The sequence below is a fragment of the Chryseobacterium sp. 2987 genome (assembly GCF_031456375.1).
Taxonomy (GTDB): Bacteria; Bacteroidota; Bacteroidia; order Flavobacteriales; family Weeksellaceae; genus Chryseobacterium; species Chryseobacterium vaccae.
The window spans coordinates 156,649-172,876 of record NZ_JAVDUN010000003.1; the positions used below are offsets into that span (position 1 = coordinate 156,649).

Sequence of the window (16,228 nt, forward strand, 5' to 3'; positions counted from 1 at the left end):
CCGGTATAGGATTACCGGCTTATTAAGCATAAAAAAACTAACTCAGGATGATCATGTTGATCTTTTATTTTTTGATGAACTTGTTTTTGTAAACATTTCCTTTTGTATCGGTCGAAAGAACGAAGTAATTTCCGGGAACCAATCTGCTTACATCAATTGCTTCATTATACTGATGTCCGTTTTTCTTCAGGACCACTTTTCCGGATACATCAATGATAGAAACTTCGCTGTACGTTTTATCTGATTCTTTTCCGATGTACAGGAACTGAGCTGTTGGATTCGGATAAATTTTCAGATTGTTGTCTTTAGCTTTTGTTTCTCCTGTTCCCAGGTTACTGCAAAATTCAAAATTTCCGAAATTCAGTTTGATGAATGATGCTGTTCCTAAAAACTCACACTGATCCGGACAATATTCTGTACAGGCATAAAAACCGTATTCCCCGGACTCTGTCGCAGTATAGGAATCTCCTGTTTCGCCTTCAATAACACACTCATCTCCCACAGAAGGCGGTGCAATACTTGGAATACATTTGTACCAGGTATGGGTTCCGTATACCACAGGAAACGCATTGCTGAACTGTACGGATGCTCCTGCACAAATGTTGAATTCCCCGTCTCCTATCTGTTCAAAAGTTCCGGGAGTGAATGTGCTGATCATGGAAGGAAGTCCATAAACAAATCCGTCTGCCATTACCGCAGGGCTTTCTGCTGAACAGTCTCCCTGGGTTACCGCTACTTTAAAATAATAAAGCTGGTCATCATTCCCGTTAATGGTGAGGGTTTGTGAAGTTTCTCCCGGAATGGGTTCCCAAGGATTGTTATTAGGCGTCTGCCAGGTCCATGCCTGCTTATACCATTGATAGGTGCCGAATGCCTGTGTAGAAAGGACTTCGTTTTCCGTATTGCAGAACAAAATTTTGTCCGGAAACTTTACGCCAAGCCTCGGGCTGGTGATGGTAGGATTACACTGGGCTTTTATACTCATGGCACTGATGAATAGAAAAGCCAAAAACATTAATTTTGCTTTCATATATATAAATCGTTAAGGGTTAATCAAGTAAACAGGTCAGTCCAGCAGCAGCCTGACCCCGAATTTTACATTGAAGTGTAAGGGTTTTTCTTTATAGATCGTGTTAAGTCCACTATTATCTTTAAAATGATAACCGATTCCCGGTTCTGCATATATTCCGAATTTATCAATCACCTTCAGCTGAAGTCCGGCCGCCGTATTGACTGAAAACTGTATTGGTTTTGAATCCAGGCGTTCTTCTGAGGTTTCCTTTACCTCATCGTTGACAATATATTTTGTTTTGAGACTTCCTGCCACAGGTTTTTCCGCAATCATTCCTCCCGTAACATATCCTGTAAACCTCCCTTTTTTCACCACATTATAATTGATCTGAACAGGGATGCCGATATAATGAACGGTCTGCTCCCCTTTGATATAGTTGGAGCTGGTTCCGGAATGAAGTTCAGACGAAAGCTTGGTATAGTTCACTCCTGTTCCAACGCCCCATCTTTTTCCAAGATTATAGTAGAGCGAAAGGCCAAAAGTAACAGGGATTTTATGTCTTATTCTTGCTTCTACTTCTTTGCTCTGATTGGCCAGTAAAATTTCGGTTAACGGGTCGTCTTCGGTACTTGTAGCACTCCACACTTCATCAACAATCATTGGATTTCCACTCATAGAAGCATATCCCGAAAACTGCTGTACGGAAGAATTTGAAGAAGCATTTCCCGTCAACATACTCAGCATCCATGACCTCTTAGAATGTTGTTTTCCTTGATTGGATTTATCATTTCTGACATATTTCTCCTGTAAAGATGTTTCATCCGCAACAGATACCTCATCAATTTTTTCTTTTTCTTCTTTTGGAGTAAGAACATAATTCTGGCCGGGAATCTCTTTATTTTGCAGTGATCTTAAGTCAAAAACATTCCTTTTCTCTTCTGAAATTTCTTTGTTGATATTACTTTCAAAAGTATTCTTCTGTACTTTTTCATCTATATTTTTCCCTGTGACCATGCCTTTTGAAACACTAAATTTTTCCGGATCTGCGGTTTTGATACCTGGTGCAGTATCCGGGACCTCTGAATGGCCTGATTCCCTTCCGAAATTCGCGATCTGATCTTTCTTTCCAGAGTTGGCCGTACTCCTACTCTCCGTTGTCTCTGCATTCATTTCCAGCAACAGCTTTCCGGTAAAAAATAACAGAACAACAGCTGCTGCAATTCCCGCAATACGATATAGCCAGGCTTTATGGCTTCCGACAGACATATTTTTATTTTCGACTCCATTTTCTGAACCTGAATTAAGGCTCACAGGAATTATATTCTCATTTTTTTCTGAAAACAATTCATCCCTGATATCTTCCCACAGCCCATCCGGAACATCCTCTTCATGGTCTTCCATCTTGCTGCGCAGATCATTGAGCCACCGGTTATTCATATTGTGCTTTTTTGGACATTTTAAATTCTTTAATTTTCTGGACCAGTAGTCCTTTTGCCCTGTGAAACTGTGAAGCTGAAGAGTTTTCTGCTATTCCCAGCAGCTCCGCAATTTCTTTATGGCTTTTTTTCTCAAATACATACAGATTAAAAACAGTTCTGTATCCATCCGGAAGTGCTTTTATCATTTCCATGACCTCTGTCTGTGGAACTTCTTCAAGATCAGGCTCTTCTTCTTCCGGAGTGTCAGGAAAATCGGAAGTCCAGGCTGTGGTCTGAAAACCGGAATTCTGCCTGATATGTTTTAGTGATTCATTCACTGCAATTCTCATCATCCATGCCTTTAACGATCCTTCTCCCCGATATTCAAACGTGTCTATTGACCGGAACATTTTAATGAAACTATTCTGCAAAATATCTCTTACATCATCTTTTTCAGCAATATAGCGGGAGCAGACCCCGGACAGGCTTCCGGAATAAATTCCGAAAAGTTCTTTCCAGGCAGCTTCTTCTTTTATCAGAAGGCGGTTAATCAAAATCTGCTCCTTGTTTTCTTTCATGTATGGCTACAGCGTCCGGCTTTTTAAATGGTAGGGCAAAAATAGACTGGATCTTTTAAACGGTATCTATCTATTTGTTATTTCTATCAATTCTTCAGATGATAAGGGAAATTATAATAAATGATTTCATAGGGATCTAAATCTGTTCCGTCTACTGTGATTCTTTCGGCAGTCAGGCCAAATCTCAACGATCTGTCCAGTCCTGCAAAATACCCTTTTTGCTTAGCAGCTAATGTGATCACGGCATTTTTACTAACTCCGTCAACAGGAATCCGAAATGCCAGTTTTTCAGGAGTAAAAGTCAGTTCTATTACATTTTTATCAGCATACAATACAGAAGTGTAATTCAGATTATATTTCACTTTTCCAATGGCAGCCAGTGCCGCGTCTGCTTTTACAGGGTCTTTTATCACTGATTTTACAATTTCTTTTACCGGAAATTCCGCAAATGTTATGGTATCTTTTTTTGTTCTAAATTCTATTGCCTTTTCTGTTCTGGAGATTCCCTGAACAGTAATCAGCCTTCCTCTGTAATTCCCCTTAAGATCTTCCAGTTTTACGGGGGGAGCCTCAATATCATTATCATCAAGACATGAGGCAAACAGAGTAAAAATTACTCCTACGGCTAAAATGGCCGCAAAAAATTTAAGTACTATCAGATTCTTCATTACATTATTTTTTACTGTATTAAACATTCATTGATTTTGAGTACTCATTAGTAAAACCCGGTTTTTGGAAAATCTTGCATGAAATTTTATAAAAAAGGCCAAACAACACGACAATCACCTGATTTACAGATCATAAATTTTCAATAATATCTGAAAGCCTGTTTAAATTTCTAAATTTGATTTTTTGTATAACATTCACATCTTTATTTAAATCACATTCTTTGAGTATTTTTTGATTAAAAAGATAATATACTGGCGATGTGTTTTTTCCACGCAAAGCTTTCATTTTATAAACTACTGACTTTAAGGGAGCAAAGGCTGTAATCAACTCGGTTGATTCGTTGAAGCGTATGGATAAACATTCCGCTTCATCAGCGATGAAGTCGCATCACTTTGATGACTCAAAATAAGGTGGAATTATTCATCAACTTTGCGTTAGTCTTTTTGAAGACTTGAAGAAATGTAAAATTTAAACCGTCTCTTACAGTCTCCATTATTTTATTTTGAAATACAAGATTTTGAGCTTTCTAATCACCTCTGTTTATCGAATCTTTTCCCATTGAAACTCTCATATACTCTTCCTTCTACCTAATTTCAGGGAGAATAAAAATCCTGATTTTTCTGTATTGTTCGGACAGCTTATCCAGCACTACATTTGCAGGATCAACATTCAAAAGTAGTATTATGAAAATGCAAAAGACAAAACGAATTATTTTCAGTCTTCTTACTGTAATAGCTATAGGAAGCATATCTGTAGCATGTGGTAAAGATGATGACGACCCTTCCAATGCGAAGGCCAATATGAAAATGACCATTACAATAAACGGAGCAGATTCTAACGACCAGGTGGATTTCGGAATAGCGGCAGGAAACCATGATGCCAGCCAGTACGGCTCCCCGGTATGGAAAATAAACGGTGTCACACAGGGAAATGAAGATGATATTATCCTGGGAATAAATGATTTTACAGGTTCCACTCAAACCTATGTTCTTGAAACCGTGAAACCTTTTAATTTTGGAAATTTAAGTGCCCATGTTACCAATCATGACGGAGGCCCTATTGCTGTGAGCTACAAAACTGAGGTAGGAGGAAGCGTAGAAACCAATGTAACCACAACGGTAGTTGCCGGACAAACCCATAATAAGAATTATACGTATGTAGCCAAGTAGGCTTTGTTTCGGAGAGAATTAAATCGATATCAGATATTTTTTTTGCTAATCAGACCGGTAGTTTAAAACTGCCGGTCTTTTTTTAATTCATCTTTCTTGAAATTTTCTCTAATCTAAAACCAAAAAAAGAAAAACCAGCATGGGAATCATGCTGGTTGATTTAAAAGTTTTGAATATTTTCTGAAGCAGTAAAAATTACTGTAGTTCTTCTGGGACTTTGTATAATCCGTTTTTAGTTATAATCTTCAATAGCTTATTTGTCTTTCTATCGACTGTTATAGCAGCTCCAGTTCCAAGAACCGGGGGATTAAAGTTAAAATGAACCGAATACTGAAACTCAATGTCAGGATTCATTTCCAAGATCATAGGATTTATATCTCTATATACTCCAATACTGTTATAATCAGCAAGTAAATCTAATGCTTTTAAAGCTTTAGTTGCTTTTTCTATTATTTCTTTATCTGTCATAGTCCGTAATTTTTAAATCTTATAATAAATTCTGGAATCATTTCCACTCCCAAATTAACTGCTGGTAGAATAATCTTCTCTTGATAGTACAATTTAATATGTTTTAATTCACTCAAGGATAAATTTAGTATTTCTGCATTTTCTAGCAATCTTTCAGCAACATATTTCTCACGCAATATATTATTCACAAGTGCTTCTTTTAAAGTGCCAAAATCTTTTTTAGTGAAAGCTTTTTTTCCAATTTTACAAAATTCTTCCAAATGATAATATTCATGGGCAATTACATAATTAGAAGAACCTTCTTTATACCATATTACAGGTGGTATTTCATGAGCATCAAAATATGCTGCAATATTATTCTTTTCTATATATCTATATGCTGGAGTGTTTTTTGTCGCTAATCTAAACCTCCCCTTTTCCTTAAATGCTAAGATTTTAATTTTTTTATCACAATCTAACAACTCTTCTTTTGTTGCTGGTTTAGAACCTAATTCATCTACATCTTCTAAATTATACTTTCCTCCTCTTCTTTTTCTCTCAAACTTATTCTGAGCTCTCTTTTGCTTCTCCTTCACTCTTCTCTCCGCAGGCGTCAGAGCATGATCCGCTACTTCATCTCCCAATCCAAAGACCTCATCTAAAACTTTCTCTAATTTAGAAAAAATTTCCTTTGTTCCTTTTTTAAATTCGCGAAGCATCATTTTAATGAACTCCAGGATTCTTGTCATGAAATTTCCGGCATGGGTAACGGCTTTGGAAATCTTTTCAAGAGGATTTAATATAAAGCTTTCTACCGTTTTAGCCAGCTTAGCAACCGCAGCTGTTCCGCCGGTAAGAAGCGTTTCAACAACGATGTCTACGATAATCCCAATGATATATCCATAATAGTAAGAAGCTTTTTCAAAAGTCAGCTAAGGGACTTTTTCCTCAATCCATGCTACCAGACGAATAATGGTTCTTATCTGAAAGGTCAGGCATTGTTTAAAAAAGTCCAGATAATCAAAGTTCATAATCCCCTCCATAAGGTCTTCCGTTAGCTCAAGGAACATTTCACCATATTCAACTTTCCGGTCATTCACTCTATCCATAGCAGCAACTGCCTTGAAAATAAAGCCAATGATTGAAAAAATTCCTGCGATAATATCAATCAGACTGTTGTAAATCCCACACAGAAAAGCATTAGTCATCTGATGACCTCTATAGATAATATGCTGCATTCCGGTAAGGGGATCGATAAGAAAACTTTCAATTTTATCTATCTGGTTGAAAAAGAAGTTGATGGATTTTTTAATTCTCTTAAAAATAAAAGCAGGAAAGAAATTTTCTGCATTAGCCAGGAGATTACTAAAATCTGTTTTAACATCATTTATTTTTTCAAACAGGGTTTTTACAATTTGGGCATTTATTTTCTTCTGTCCTTCCAGATTTTCATACGGATTCTTTTGACCTTCATGTTCATAGAATTTTTTAAGTTCCTTATAAAGTGCATCTGGAATAAAAACAGGATCGTATTCACCTTCTTTAGGATAGGGATTCCAGCCATTTTCAGTAATCCTGAGTTTTGCAATATTATCTGCGATACCTTCTATAAAAAAATCAGCAGCTCCTTCTAACATTTCCTGTTTAAAGAAACTAAATATCTTACCGATGCTGGCATCTTTTAATCCCAGAAACCAGCTAATGAAACTTACTTTATTTCTATAAATTTCATTTTTGATCAGCTCTTCAAGTGCTTTTGGAGAAACAGTAACCTGATGTTTTCTTGTAAAACTAAGAATATCGTCAAAGGAATTATTTTTAGTTTTCGTAAGCTCCGCACCTGCCACAGCCCGCATTACCGTGCTGTAATTATATTGATCATTAATTTCCAGGAAAAGAATCAGCTGATTACTATCCGGCAGCGCCTCCATATAACGCTGAAGAAGAAAAGCTCCGTCTTTACTGGCAAAAAGAATCACATCAATTCCTTCAATGGTCTTTCTGTACATACTTTGATAAATAACGACCTCTTCTATATTTCCTCCAAATATGGGATCATCTGTATAGATCTGAAAACCCTTACCACTCAGAGCGGCTTTTCCATCATAATAGGTATTAGCAATTTGTTTTGCTGTAAGCTGTTTCTGTTCGGAAGGTGATTTCAAAACAGGGAAAGAAGGGCTGTCTGTTTTAAAAAAAGAATGTTCGGAGCTGCCCAATAAAGGATTGTTTAATATTTCTAAGCTCATCACGGTATTTTTAATTCGTTCTCCGGGAAAACCATCGTCAGTTTATTTCCTGAATAATACGTTTTGATCCTTTCTTCATCCAGAACAAGAAGATCCACGTAATAATCTTTATCTACCAGAATCTGAGCGTTCTTCAGTTTGTATTTGGTCTGTACCATAACGTCCCAGTCTTTTCCTTCCAGATCCTTCCATTGTTCAAAAGGAATCCGGCCCCTGCTTCCGAAAAGGAATATCTTTTCTACCGCAGTAATCTCACTAATCTTATCTTTTAAGGTCGTGAGGATATAAGGCAGCACTTTATCGTGCTGCCAGATAGCCTCGTGTTTTACACGGCTCATGGGTTAAATTTTAAGGGATTAAACTAGGAATTTGGAAAGAGGAGCTTTATCTGTAAAATCATTCATTGTAAGCTCAATTCTATCTTTATCTAAAACTCTTTCACGGTATTGTTCAGGAGATAAAATTTTAAGGTAATCCTGCCCATCAGTTACAAACTTTAACAAACCATATTCATCATTATCATCTGGTTTTCTGAATGTAAATGTTTTTATCTTATTAACATCTATTTTAAATGTTAATCCATTATTTCCAGTAGGAACAGCTTTTAACCCATCAATTGCGGATAATTCAAATGCTAAACTTTTGTAGAAGACCGTTGAAAGTTCCGTTGCACTCCAGGCAGCATCTCTTTCAATTGTAATAGTATTTCCCATACACTCATATATTCTGGGGAAAACGGAATTATCATCCATCGAATAAATATTAGAATATTTATCCATACGATCAAACGTAATCTCAATCCATTTTTCACCTATACCTCCGCCCAGCAAGCTGTTATCTTTTTCAAAATTGAATTTATCTTCTGTAATCACTTCTGACGGTACTTCAAAATCATCCGGATTTTCTGTACTGAAAGGCAGCGCATGTTTCACTTTCAATCCGATACTTTCTGCCTGAAGGATGTTTAGAGACGTTGGAAGCCTTGTCATCCAGGCTTTTCCTTGTTTCATTCCTTTGGGTTCCTTCATTTCATCTGCAATAGACAGGTATAATTCATCACCAATGACAGGAATTTCGCCTCCGTTCCAGATCTTTCCGGTGGCCAGATAGAATTGTACTGCGTCCTCAAATCCCGGACGTACCGTAACAACAACTCTCGCCATACCACTCTGCATAAAGGCTCTGAACAACGGATCGGTGTCTTCAGCCTGATAAAGATCCATCCAGTTTTCTCTGTTGCCCCAATAATAGGGATACAGGTTATAGGAAAGATTTTCCCACTCAAAAGCCTGTTCCATAAACTTCACAAAAGCGGTGTATTTATCAAGATTGCTGTTTAAAACCGTTTCATAGTCTCTGAAGGAAGAACCGCTGGTCTGCCCTTCTAATCCGTAGCCATGAGTAGAACCGGAAGTTCTGTCTGACAGATATGAAATACAGTTTTTACGCAGAATGGTATTTTCAATCTGACGGTAGAACATCGGGTTTGAACCTTTGATTTCTACAGCCTTATTCTTTTCTTCTCCAAGTTTATTATTATACCCCACCAAAGCATCTTCATAGGCGTCTATAATCGCTTTAAAAACTTTCTGATACCATGCATTTTTGGCTTCGGTTGTTAACTCCAGATCAACCACACAATTCACTGTTCCTGAAAAAGCCTCGTAGAAAGTAGTAGAAATAGGAATGGACTTTGAATAAGGCATTGTAAGAACTTGTCTAGGGTGCATTTCAAGCTGGGACCACCTTCCGTGAATATAGAACGTCTGATCTCCTACCAGAATACACATCGCCGTTGCGCTGCTATCACCTGCCGCACTGTATCCTGCTGCACATTTTACAGCCACATAATTATCCGGAATCTGGATTTCATCTTTAAAGGATGCATTCTGGATGGCACTGTTTTCATTGACAAACTGCCCGCTCATTGATTTTCCAACGCTGTAAGATTCAATTGGCTTTTCTGGAATTTCAACATTATATTTCGCTGTCCAGTACTTGAGAACGTTATCATTCGCCAGATCTCCAAAATGAGCAAGCTTCATTACAGAAGAGGTTCTTGGGTCTTCCGGCTTTACCAAAGTTACCTGATCCGGTTTTTTCTGAGAAGCCATTCCCAACAAATGAAGTTTTGCAGGCTCCGGAACCATAAATTCAAACATCATACGTTTACCGTAGTTGTAGATCTGGTTTTTCATCAGTTTATCTACCCAACGGTACACTCCTACTACATTTTTATCCCCTTTACGGTTATCAAATCCGTGGGAATTGTTTTCTTCAAACTCATCAATGATCTTTTCAATCCGTTCTTCATGAACTTTGGTCACGATTCTGTCCATTGCTCTGGCAGTAATATCCTGAGCCTGACTCACCGCCTGTCTTGTACTTTCATCTTTGGAACGGTGATTGGCATAATTAGCTCCTGCATTCAGAGAGAATAATCCATTAGGGCTTCTATAACTTGCATTAGCAAAGCCGGCAAAATCATTGGATTCCTGCATAATTTTTGATACTTCAGACTGCATTTCGAAGCGGTTAGCCGTAGTGGTATCTGAAAGCTGCTCTCTTTCAGTATCTGAAGAGGAGGTGGTTGTATTTTCGCTTCTTCTTAATCTTCGGGTAGATTTTTCACGGTATTCTCTTGCCATGATATTCTCAATATGAGCTACTTCTCCTTCCACATAAGCATGGGTACTCTGTTCTACTTTCAGATAATCAGCAATCCCTATTTGTTTAAATCCAAATCCTGAAGGGATGAAGTTCTGTTCACCCTCAATGACAACCGGAGGATTTTCTGTTTCTTCAACCAGCAGTTCAAATTGGGAAGAAATACATGATCTTGTGCTAATTCCATTGGTTCTGAACTGAGCCATTCTTCCGTTGGTAAAATAGACTTTAATATCAAAAGAGGAATCCTGTAAAGCAGCATATTCAACACCTTCCTTTAAAAGGTTGTTTAAGAAAATAGTATTTCCTGTTCTTGATTTTACAAACCAGAATCCATCGTTGTCTGCATTCAAATTACCATTGCTTTCAATCAGGGCATATGATACTCCGGAAACATCCCAGGAAGCATCCGGAACATTTAAAGAAAGATCAAGTGCATACCTCTTATATAAAACCCGTGGACAAATCTGGTAAGTAAACGGTACAGAAACAGTTCTTGTTAAAGGAACAATAACCCCTCCAATACTGGTATAAACTTCTGTATTGCTTTCTGTATTTTCTGCAATAATCGTATTACACTTTTCCTCCGTTTCTTTGATCAGAGCATTGATTTCTGAAAAAGTGTTTCTTCCATCCAGTAATTCATTAAGATTCGGAGTTCCAGGAGCTGCAGCACGGTTACTGATTTGATCCTGCGGAAAATCAAACCCAAGAATATCCAATAGCGCCTCCATATTATCAGGCTTAAGCTCCAATTCTAAATTTCCGGCTTCTATTTCCGGGCGGAACTGGAAATCAAATTTTGGAAGGACTGGTTCTGGAACTTTTGGGATCTGCTGGCATGGATCTGCCGGATCATATTTTTCGCCGGGAGCTCTTGTAGGACAGTATTTATCTCTCATTTCAGCTACTTCAAGATTATAGCGCTCAATAATAGGAGCAATTTCTCTTTGATACCCTTCCTGGTAAACTTCATATTCTGTCTGATATTCCCTCCTATATCTTCTTTCTATTGCAGAAAGGTTCTTCTTTAGTCCTGCATATTTTTCAAGTTTTGCTTTTGTTACAGAAACCAGCTGCTGCTTTCTCATTTCCTCTGTAGGAATTGTTTCTTTTGCTTCTCTTGCTCCGGCTTTTGAGAACGTTTCAGACGCCGGAAGAGGTTTGTCATCCAGCATTAATTCTTTAGGAAGAACTACTTTGGCATTTACTAATATCTTTGTTGTTTCCTCATTAACGGCCGGCAGAACATGCATGGCAAGTAAGGCCTGCATCAGCGTTTCTTTAATATAAAAGTCTTTTTGTGTCACGACCTGGTAAATTAGGTTATTCCAGATATCGGCAGGCTCAGGAGTAGGTTGTATTTGCCCGGCAAAATAGGTATTTCTTACAGCAAGAATTTCTTGGGCAGTGTGGGTATCTTTGTTTTTTACAATCCATGCTCCAAATTCACAAACTGCTTTGTAATTTCTTTTAAAATTTGATAAATTATGTAAACTGGCAGGATCGCTGCTAATACATTTTGGACTACTGGCAAAAGCAGCAGCGCATTCAATTAATTTCCTTTGTTTTGAGCCTACTGCATTTACTACAGGAATATAAAATGTATTATCATTTTTATAGGTCTCAGGAATCAGAATAAATCTTTTATTCTGTTCTTTTTCATCAGAAAGCTGGGGGCTTCTTAAGCTTACAAATCTAAACAGGGTTTGAGATGGAATGTTTTCTGCCGGAGTTTCGGCAGCATTGTTTTCAATGTTGTTCATTTTTTGTGATTTTGATTGTTTTTTATTGAATAAATGAATAAGAAAAGTCTTTTTTTCAATAATGACTTTTGATGTAAGCCTTATTTTTTAAGGTGGTATCAGGCGGGATGTCCACCCCTATTTTTTAAGTCTATTTTCATGTTCTGTGTTTTATTGATGCAAATATCAGAGCCGGAAGCGACAGAACTCGACGTATTAAAAACAGGTTTTATATTTTTTTGAAAAACAATCCCCACTAGTAATATTAAGCTTATACAGTTGAGATTTCCTATATTTATTCCATGGCTGTACACATACAATCTTATCATCAATCTGATTTTCCCACAGACCTTACGACAGAAAATTATAGTGTCATTTTACTGAACGGGTCTGGCGTTTTTTCTGTAGATCACATTAATTATTTTTATGAAGACTGTACAGTCCTGTTTCTTTCTCCTTTTCAGAAGTTAAATCTGGTACCACATTCCGGGCAGGAGATTTTTTGTCTTTTCTTCCATGGTGATTATTATTGTATAGAATATCATAAAGAAGAAGTTGCCTGTAATGGGCTTCTTTTTAACAATATCTATTTAAACCCGGCCATACAGCTCACTAAGGAAAATTATGCCTTGATTCTGGAAATTTTTAATCATGTTCAACTTGAAAATTCGGAAGATCATCCGTTTTCAGCATCAATTATTAAAACTTATATTCAGCTGATCCTTGCCATTTGCAGCAAACAGAAAATCAATATAGTGCAGAATGAGATTTACCATAAAACACCCGCTAATAAACACGCCGGAGAATTCCGAAAGCTGCTGGATCTTCATTTTAAGGAGGAAAAGGAACTTGCGTTTTACAGTAATCTACTGTATATCACTGGCGGAACATTAAGCAAAACCATTAAGAAAGAATTTGGTAAAACTCCCAGCCAGCTTATTAATGAAAGAGTCATTCTGGAAGCCAAAAAACTACTTCATCTTACCTATCGATCTGTGAAAGAAATTGCTGCTGAGCTAGGTTTTAATGATGAATTTTATTTCAGCAGGTATTTTAAGAAATCCGTTGGCTGTTCTCCTAAAAAATACAGAGAAAAGGTAGGAATCTCTGTAGTGGCAAAAATGTCCATGTAATATCCTGATATCTCTATTTTTAAGAGGCTTGTGCCTCAATACCTTTGTAGAAAAGCAAATTATGCAGCACAACAGATTACTTAACCGTCTTACGGCATTGGACTCTTACTTCCTTAATTTTCTGAGGGTTTCCATATTCATCGTTATGGCATGGATTGGAGGATTAAAAGCATTTCAGTATGAAGCAGAGGGAATCGTCCCTTTTGTCGCGAATAGTCCTGTTATGAATTTCTTTTATAAAAATGCAGCCAATAAAGTGCTTAATAAGGAAAATAAAATGGTTCCGGAATATACTATTTATAAGAATCCGGAAGGAAAAGTTGTTCAGAGAAATATAGACTGGCACCAAGAAAACGGAACTTATATTTTTTCTTACGGACTTGGCAGTGTGATTGTCATCATAGGGATTCTGGTTGTTCTGGGAGTATGGTTTCCCAAAATTGGAGCGGCTGGCGGAGCATTAACATTCCTGATGTCTTTAGTTACTTTGTCTTTTCTGATTACTACCCCGGAAGTATATGTTCCTGATCTCGGTGGTGATTTTCCCACACCTCAGCATGGATTTCCTTATTTATCAGGAGCCGGACGTCTTGTTCTGAAGGACATTATCATGATGGCTGCCGGGCTGGTCTTGCTTTCAGACAGCTTAAAAAAGATATTCGCCAAAGGCGGAATTTCCATTCCGGATAAAAATGATTAATAAATTCTCTGTGCCCCCCTGTGCTAATTTATTGGCGGTGGCTCCTTCGGAGCCACCGCCAATAAATTTTATTCAAAAATTCATTAATATACAAGATCCTTAGCTGCAATTTTCTTTCCAGAGTTTTCTTCTCCTAAAAATATCCTCCTCCATTTCGCTACAGAATTACGGCTAAGGCTGAAGTGTCTTGCCAATTCACTGTTATTCATGTTATTTTCTTTTTGATACTTCAGGATCTGCAGTATGGTCTGTTTATCGTATGAACGATGTTTCTGATTGCTGATGAGTGTATCCTGCATTACATCTTTCGTAAAAATTAGCTTGTTCAGCTTAATAACATCCATTACTGAAAGATCTTTTTTGGTAAGGATAAATCTGCACTTTTCTTCTTTATCAGGGTATTTTCTGGTGATAATATCACTATAGATTTTCTGGTAGTTTGGTTTTATATACTTTTCCATATACTTTCTTAATGTTTTTGTGTTGTAGCTTTCCGTTTCGGAAAATCAGGAATAGAACCGTTTTCATTCCCCACCATGTCCTCTTTATTTCATAATACCAGATATCATCCGGATAAAAATTGAATCCGTGTCCAAGTTCATTGATGACTTCTTTTTTTGAGAGCCCCAAAAGAAAATCTTTTTCGTACAGTTGCTTGTCTGGTTTCATAAAATCTGGAATTTTTGATTGGCTTATTTTACAGATCTATTCTGAAATGACAGTCATAAATGATTCCCTTACAGGTAGAAATATGTAGACGTCTTTTTAAAATACCAAAGCAATAACGCTCTAATTCAAAAGCATATCTTGAGCTGTACATTCTTACTGTTTTCTGCCCTACAAGTTCTTCTGCTTCTTCAATTGTTTTCCCGATCAGGATCATTTCAGTTAGTATCATTTTATACTTGTATATTAAGTTAACTGGCTGCTTTACTACTGTATTTATCCATCCATTTATACAATGTGGTCTTGGGTATTCTATATTCTTCTATCACCTGATATCTTGTTTTTTCTCCTGTAAGGATCAATTCCATAATAAAATCAATGATCTCCTTTGTATAAATATTCTTTCTGAATTGGGGAAGATCTGATTTCTTCTTGTCTGTCTGTCTGCTCAGATTGGCATTGGCCGGGGGAGAATATAATATAAGATGCTGTGAATACACTCTAAAAAAATCGTATTCCAATAACTTACTCCATTTTAGCATCAGATCAGAGGGCATATCCGGCTGCTGATACATGATTTTCAAATCATCTTCCGTACATTTAAAAAATCTGCATATTCTGAATGTATCAATCTCACATTCTGCCACTCTCTTTTTTACCAGTTTTCCAACATGGATATTTTTAAAATCAGTATTCATTTTTATTCGTCTTTTTTATACTTTCCAGTGAATCTGTAAGGTCTTTTATTTGTTGATTATTAAAACCCGCTATTTGAAGTTTCATTTTGAATCCTTTTCTTTTTTCCGTATCCAGCACAATAACCAGGCTGGAAACCATCTGTCTTTCTTCAAGCACGAAATCTTTGAGGTATTGTCTTGGAAATTCGGCGAAAGGCGACATCTTTTTTCGTTGGTAAAAAGGATGAAATCTTTTAATCGTTATGCATTCTCCTGAGAATTCATATTCAATGCATTTAGCCTTTAGGAATAGTCTCAGCAGGAGAGCTCCCGTAGCGAGAAGAACAAATTTGACAGCTGTATTCCAAGGTGCGCAGGCCAGGACTAAAAAAATAACAAGGATCATGACTGTTAAAACCTTCATGATCATCTGCATTGTATGAAAATTATTAATTTTTGTCATTTTTTTTTAACTTATAAAAGCAGCAGAAGAGGACTATTTCTACCCCTCATTCTGCAGCTCAAAACTAAACTGATGATTTTCTTATTTCCAGTAGCTCCAATTCGTTCCATCATATACAGCCAGCATATCAGAAGCCGTATCATATACCATCGTTCCTGCTACTGAGCTTTTCATAGTCAGATGCGGATTGGTCACTACAGGTAAAACCATTGCCTTTGTTGTAGATTCCAGCACCAGAGTTCCTGGCTTACTTGTTGTTGTTGCTCCGATAATCACTCCGGCTGTTGCTGCTGCATCTGTGCCTGTATTAAATAAAGCATGAAGAATACCTTGTCCCTGATCCGTAAGCGAAGTCCAGCCTCCGGTATTGTTATTGTTTTTTTCCTCCCACACTTCCACTGCTTTATCGGCCGTATTAAAAACAAAAGTCCCTCCTACCGCTCCTGAAGCTGAAGCAACTGATGGTAGTATAATCCCTTTATTTCCCGGACCAAATTCTACCAGAGCACTCGGGTTCGCTACATTATCTTTACCAAATGCTACCTGAGCCTTTATATTATTGAATAAAGCTGCAGAAAAGAGAGCTATTGATGTAATTATTATATTTCTCATTTTTAATTTCATTTTTTTATCCG

The 16,228-nt window shown here is 37.2% G+C and carries 19 protein-coding genes; 5 read left to right on the forward strand and 14 right to left on the reverse strand.

Annotated elements, in window-relative coordinates; translation table 11 throughout:
* Positions 1–64: 64 nt before the first annotated feature.
* The 4 genes from J2Y40_RS10250 to J2Y40_RS10265 form a co-directional block, all read right to left on the reverse strand.
* Complete coding sequence (locus J2Y40_RS10250; RefSeq protein ID WP_153397056.1) at positions 65–1,030, reverse strand: T9SS type A sorting domain-containing protein; 966 nt, start codon at positions 1,028–1,030, stop codon at positions 65–67.
* A gap of 36 nt (positions 1,031–1,066) precedes the next feature.
* Positions 1,067–2,449 (reverse strand): porin family protein, encoded by a 1,383-nt coding sequence (locus J2Y40_RS10255; RefSeq protein ID WP_153397054.1) that lies wholly within the window; start codon positions 2,447–2,449, stop codon positions 1,067–1,069.
* Positions 2,442–3,008 carry an RNA polymerase sigma factor gene (locus J2Y40_RS10260; protein ID WP_153397052.1) on the reverse strand — a complete coding sequence of 189 codons (567 nt, stop codon included), beginning with the start codon at positions 3,006–3,008 and terminating at the stop codon, positions 2,442–2,444. The genes J2Y40_RS10255 and J2Y40_RS10260 overlap by 8 nt, the downstream gene beginning before the upstream one ends.
* 86 nt (positions 3,009–3,094) lie before the next feature.
* Entirely contained in the window at positions 3,095–3,676 is a 582-nt protein-coding gene (locus tag J2Y40_RS10265) for a DUF4840 domain-containing protein (RefSeq protein WP_153397050.1), read from the reverse strand.
* A gap of 684 nt (positions 3,677–4,360) precedes the next feature.
* On the opposite strand from J2Y40_RS10265, the gene J2Y40_RS10270 reads away from it, so the two are divergent.
* Together J2Y40_RS10270 and J2Y40_RS24000 are read left to right on the forward strand one after the other, a co-directional pair.
* Positions 4,361–4,846 (forward strand): hypothetical protein, encoded by a 486-nt coding sequence (locus J2Y40_RS10270; protein WP_153397048.1) that lies wholly within the window; start codon positions 4,361–4,363, stop codon positions 4,844–4,846.
* A 217-nt stretch (positions 4,847–5,063) separates the two neighbouring features.
* Positions 5,064–5,168 (forward strand): hypothetical protein, encoded by a 105-nt coding sequence (locus J2Y40_RS24000; protein WP_153397046.1) that lies wholly within the window; start codon positions 5,064–5,066, stop codon positions 5,166–5,168.
* 142 nt (positions 5,169–5,310) lie between these two features.
* On the opposite strand, the gene J2Y40_RS10280 is transcribed toward J2Y40_RS24000, so the two are convergent.
* Positions 5,311–6,042: a hypothetical protein gene (locus tag J2Y40_RS10280; RefSeq protein WP_309998761.1), complete on the reverse strand. Its 732-nt coding sequence runs from the start codon at positions 6,040–6,042 to the stop codon at positions 5,311–5,313.
* Between J2Y40_RS10280 and J2Y40_RS10285 the strand changes: the two genes are divergently transcribed.
* Positions 6,041–6,199, forward strand: a complete 159-nt coding sequence (locus tag J2Y40_RS10285; protein ID WP_309998764.1) for a hypothetical protein — start codon at positions 6,041–6,043, stop codon at positions 6,197–6,199. The two genes, J2Y40_RS10280 and J2Y40_RS10285, sit on opposite strands and share 2 nt — an antisense overlap.
* A 26-nt stretch (positions 6,200–6,225) precedes the next feature.
* Here J2Y40_RS10285 and J2Y40_RS10290 read toward each other — a convergent pair whose 3' ends face one another.
* From J2Y40_RS10290 to J2Y40_RS10300, 3 genes are read right to left on the reverse strand one after another with little or no spacing between them, the layout of a single operon-like run.
* Positions 6,226–7,542, reverse strand: a complete 1,317-nt coding sequence (locus J2Y40_RS10290) for a hypothetical protein (protein ID WP_309998767.1) — start codon at positions 7,540–7,542, stop codon at positions 6,226–6,228.
* Complete coding sequence (locus tag J2Y40_RS10295) at positions 7,542–7,880, reverse strand: hypothetical protein (RefSeq protein WP_153397042.1); 339 nt, start codon at positions 7,878–7,880, stop codon at positions 7,542–7,544. The genes J2Y40_RS10290 and J2Y40_RS10295 overlap by 1 nt, the downstream gene beginning before the upstream one ends.
* A gap of 18 nt (positions 7,881–7,898) precedes the next feature.
* Positions 7,899–11,975, reverse strand: coding sequence for a hypothetical protein (locus J2Y40_RS10300; protein ID WP_185151990.1), 4,077 nt, complete (start codon positions 11,973–11,975; stop codon positions 7,899–7,901).
* Between the two features lie 281 nt (positions 11,976–12,256).
* Here J2Y40_RS10300 and J2Y40_RS10305 point away from each other — a divergent pair, with 281 nt between their 5' ends.
* Positions 12,257–13,087 (forward strand): AraC family transcriptional regulator, encoded by an 831-nt coding sequence (locus tag J2Y40_RS10305; protein WP_153397040.1) that lies wholly within the window; start codon positions 12,257–12,259, stop codon positions 13,085–13,087.
* A 61-nt stretch (positions 13,088–13,148) separates the two neighbouring features.
* Entirely contained in the window at positions 13,149–13,787 is a 639-nt protein-coding gene (locus J2Y40_RS10310) for a DUF417 family protein (RefSeq protein WP_153397038.1), read from the forward strand.
* Between the two features lie 83 nt (positions 13,788–13,870).
* Here the strand turns inward: J2Y40_RS10310 and J2Y40_RS10315 are convergent, their stop codons facing one another.
* The 6 genes from J2Y40_RS10315 to J2Y40_RS10340 form a co-directional block, all read right to left on the reverse strand.
* Positions 13,871–14,248, reverse strand: coding sequence for a transposase (locus J2Y40_RS10315; RefSeq protein ID WP_309998768.1), 378 nt, complete (start codon positions 14,246–14,248; stop codon positions 13,871–13,873).
* Positions 14,208–14,456 carry a hypothetical protein gene (locus J2Y40_RS10320; RefSeq protein ID WP_153397035.1) on the reverse strand — a complete coding sequence of 83 codons (249 nt, stop codon included), beginning with the start codon at positions 14,454–14,456 and terminating at the stop codon, positions 14,208–14,210. The genes J2Y40_RS10315 and J2Y40_RS10320 overlap by 41 nt, the downstream gene beginning before the upstream one ends.
* A 28-nt stretch (positions 14,457–14,484) precedes the next feature.
* Complete coding sequence (locus J2Y40_RS10325; protein WP_153397033.1) at positions 14,485–14,685, reverse strand: hypothetical protein; 201 nt, start codon at positions 14,683–14,685, stop codon at positions 14,485–14,487.
* Positions 14,686–14,704: 19 nt separating this feature from the next.
* Positions 14,705–15,151 (reverse strand): transposase, encoded by a 447-nt coding sequence (locus tag J2Y40_RS10330; protein ID WP_153397031.1) that lies wholly within the window; start codon positions 15,149–15,151, stop codon positions 14,705–14,707.
* A complete protein-coding gene (locus J2Y40_RS10335) occupies positions 15,141–15,593 on the reverse strand; it encodes a hypothetical protein (RefSeq protein ID WP_153397029.1) in 453 nt (150 codons plus the stop codon). The genes J2Y40_RS10330 and J2Y40_RS10335 overlap by 11 nt, the downstream gene beginning before the upstream one ends.
* Before the next feature lie 81 nt (positions 15,594–15,674).
* The gene (locus J2Y40_RS10340) at positions 15,675–16,205 is read right to left on the reverse strand and encodes a hypothetical protein (protein WP_153397027.1); all 531 of its coding nucleotides are present in this window, start codon (positions 16,203–16,205) and stop codon (positions 15,675–15,677) included.
* Positions 16,206–16,228 lie beyond the last annotated feature (23 nt).

Excerpts from the sequence above, each read along its gene's own strand:
- J2Y40_RS10325 (WP_153397033.1), bottom strand. The coding sequence starts at position 14,685 with ATGATACTAACTGAAATGATCCTGATCGGGAAAACAATTGAAGAAGCA.
- J2Y40_RS10285 (WP_309998764.1), top strand. The coding sequence starts at position 6,041 with ATGAAATTTCCGGCATGGGTAACGGCTTTGGAAATCTTTTCAAGAGGA.
- J2Y40_RS10250 (WP_153397056.1), bottom strand. The coding sequence starts at position 1,030 with ATGAAAGCAAAATTAATGTTTTTGGCTTTTCTATTCATCAGTGCCATG.
- J2Y40_RS10335 (WP_153397029.1), bottom strand. The coding sequence starts at position 15,593 with ATGACAAAAATTAATAATTTTCATACAATGCAGATGATCATGAAGGTT.
- J2Y40_RS10300 (WP_185151990.1), bottom strand. The coding sequence starts at position 11,975 with ATGAACAACATTGAAAACAATGCTGCCGAAACTCCGGCAGAAAACATT.
- J2Y40_RS10305 (WP_153397040.1), top strand. The coding sequence starts at position 12,257 with ATGGCTGTACACATACAATCTTATCATCAATCTGATTTTCCCACAGAC.
- J2Y40_RS10290 (WP_309998767.1), bottom strand. The coding sequence starts at position 7,542 with ATGAGCTTAGAAATATTAAACAATCCTTTATTGGGCAGCTCCGAACAT.
- J2Y40_RS10295 (WP_153397042.1), bottom strand. The coding sequence starts at position 7,880 with ATGAGCCGTGTAAAACACGAGGCTATCTGGCAGCACGATAAAGTGCTG.
- J2Y40_RS10265 (WP_153397050.1), bottom strand. The coding sequence starts at position 3,676 with ATGAAGAATCTGATAGTACTTAAATTTTTTGCGGCCATTTTAGCCGTA.
- J2Y40_RS10315 (WP_309998768.1), bottom strand. The coding sequence starts at position 14,248 with ATGGAAAAGTATATAAAACCAAACTACCAGAAAATCTATAGTGATATT.
- J2Y40_RS10320 (WP_153397035.1), bottom strand. The coding sequence starts at position 14,456 with ATGAAACCAGACAAGCAACTGTACGAAAAAGATTTTCTTTTGGGGCTC.
- J2Y40_RS10255 (WP_153397054.1), bottom strand. The coding sequence starts at position 2,449 with ATGAATAACCGGTGGCTCAATGATCTGCGCAGCAAGATGGAAGACCAT.
- J2Y40_RS10260 (WP_153397052.1), bottom strand. The coding sequence starts at position 3,008 with ATGAAAGAAAACAAGGAGCAGATTTTGATTAACCGCCTTCTGATAAAA.
- J2Y40_RS10270 (WP_153397048.1), top strand. The coding sequence starts at position 4,361 with ATGAAAATGCAAAAGACAAAACGAATTATTTTCAGTCTTCTTACTGTA.
- J2Y40_RS10310 (WP_153397038.1), top strand. The coding sequence starts at position 13,149 with ATGCAGCACAACAGATTACTTAACCGTCTTACGGCATTGGACTCTTAC.
- J2Y40_RS10340 (WP_153397027.1), bottom strand. The coding sequence starts at position 16,205 with ATGAGAAATATAATAATTACATCAATAGCTCTCTTTTCTGCAGCTTTA.
- J2Y40_RS10330 (WP_153397031.1), bottom strand. The coding sequence starts at position 15,151 with ATGAATACTGATTTTAAAAATATCCATGTTGGAAAACTGGTAAAAAAG.
- J2Y40_RS10280 (WP_309998761.1), bottom strand. The coding sequence starts at position 6,042 with ATGACAAGAATCCTGGAGTTCATTAAAATGATGCTTCGCGAATTTAAA.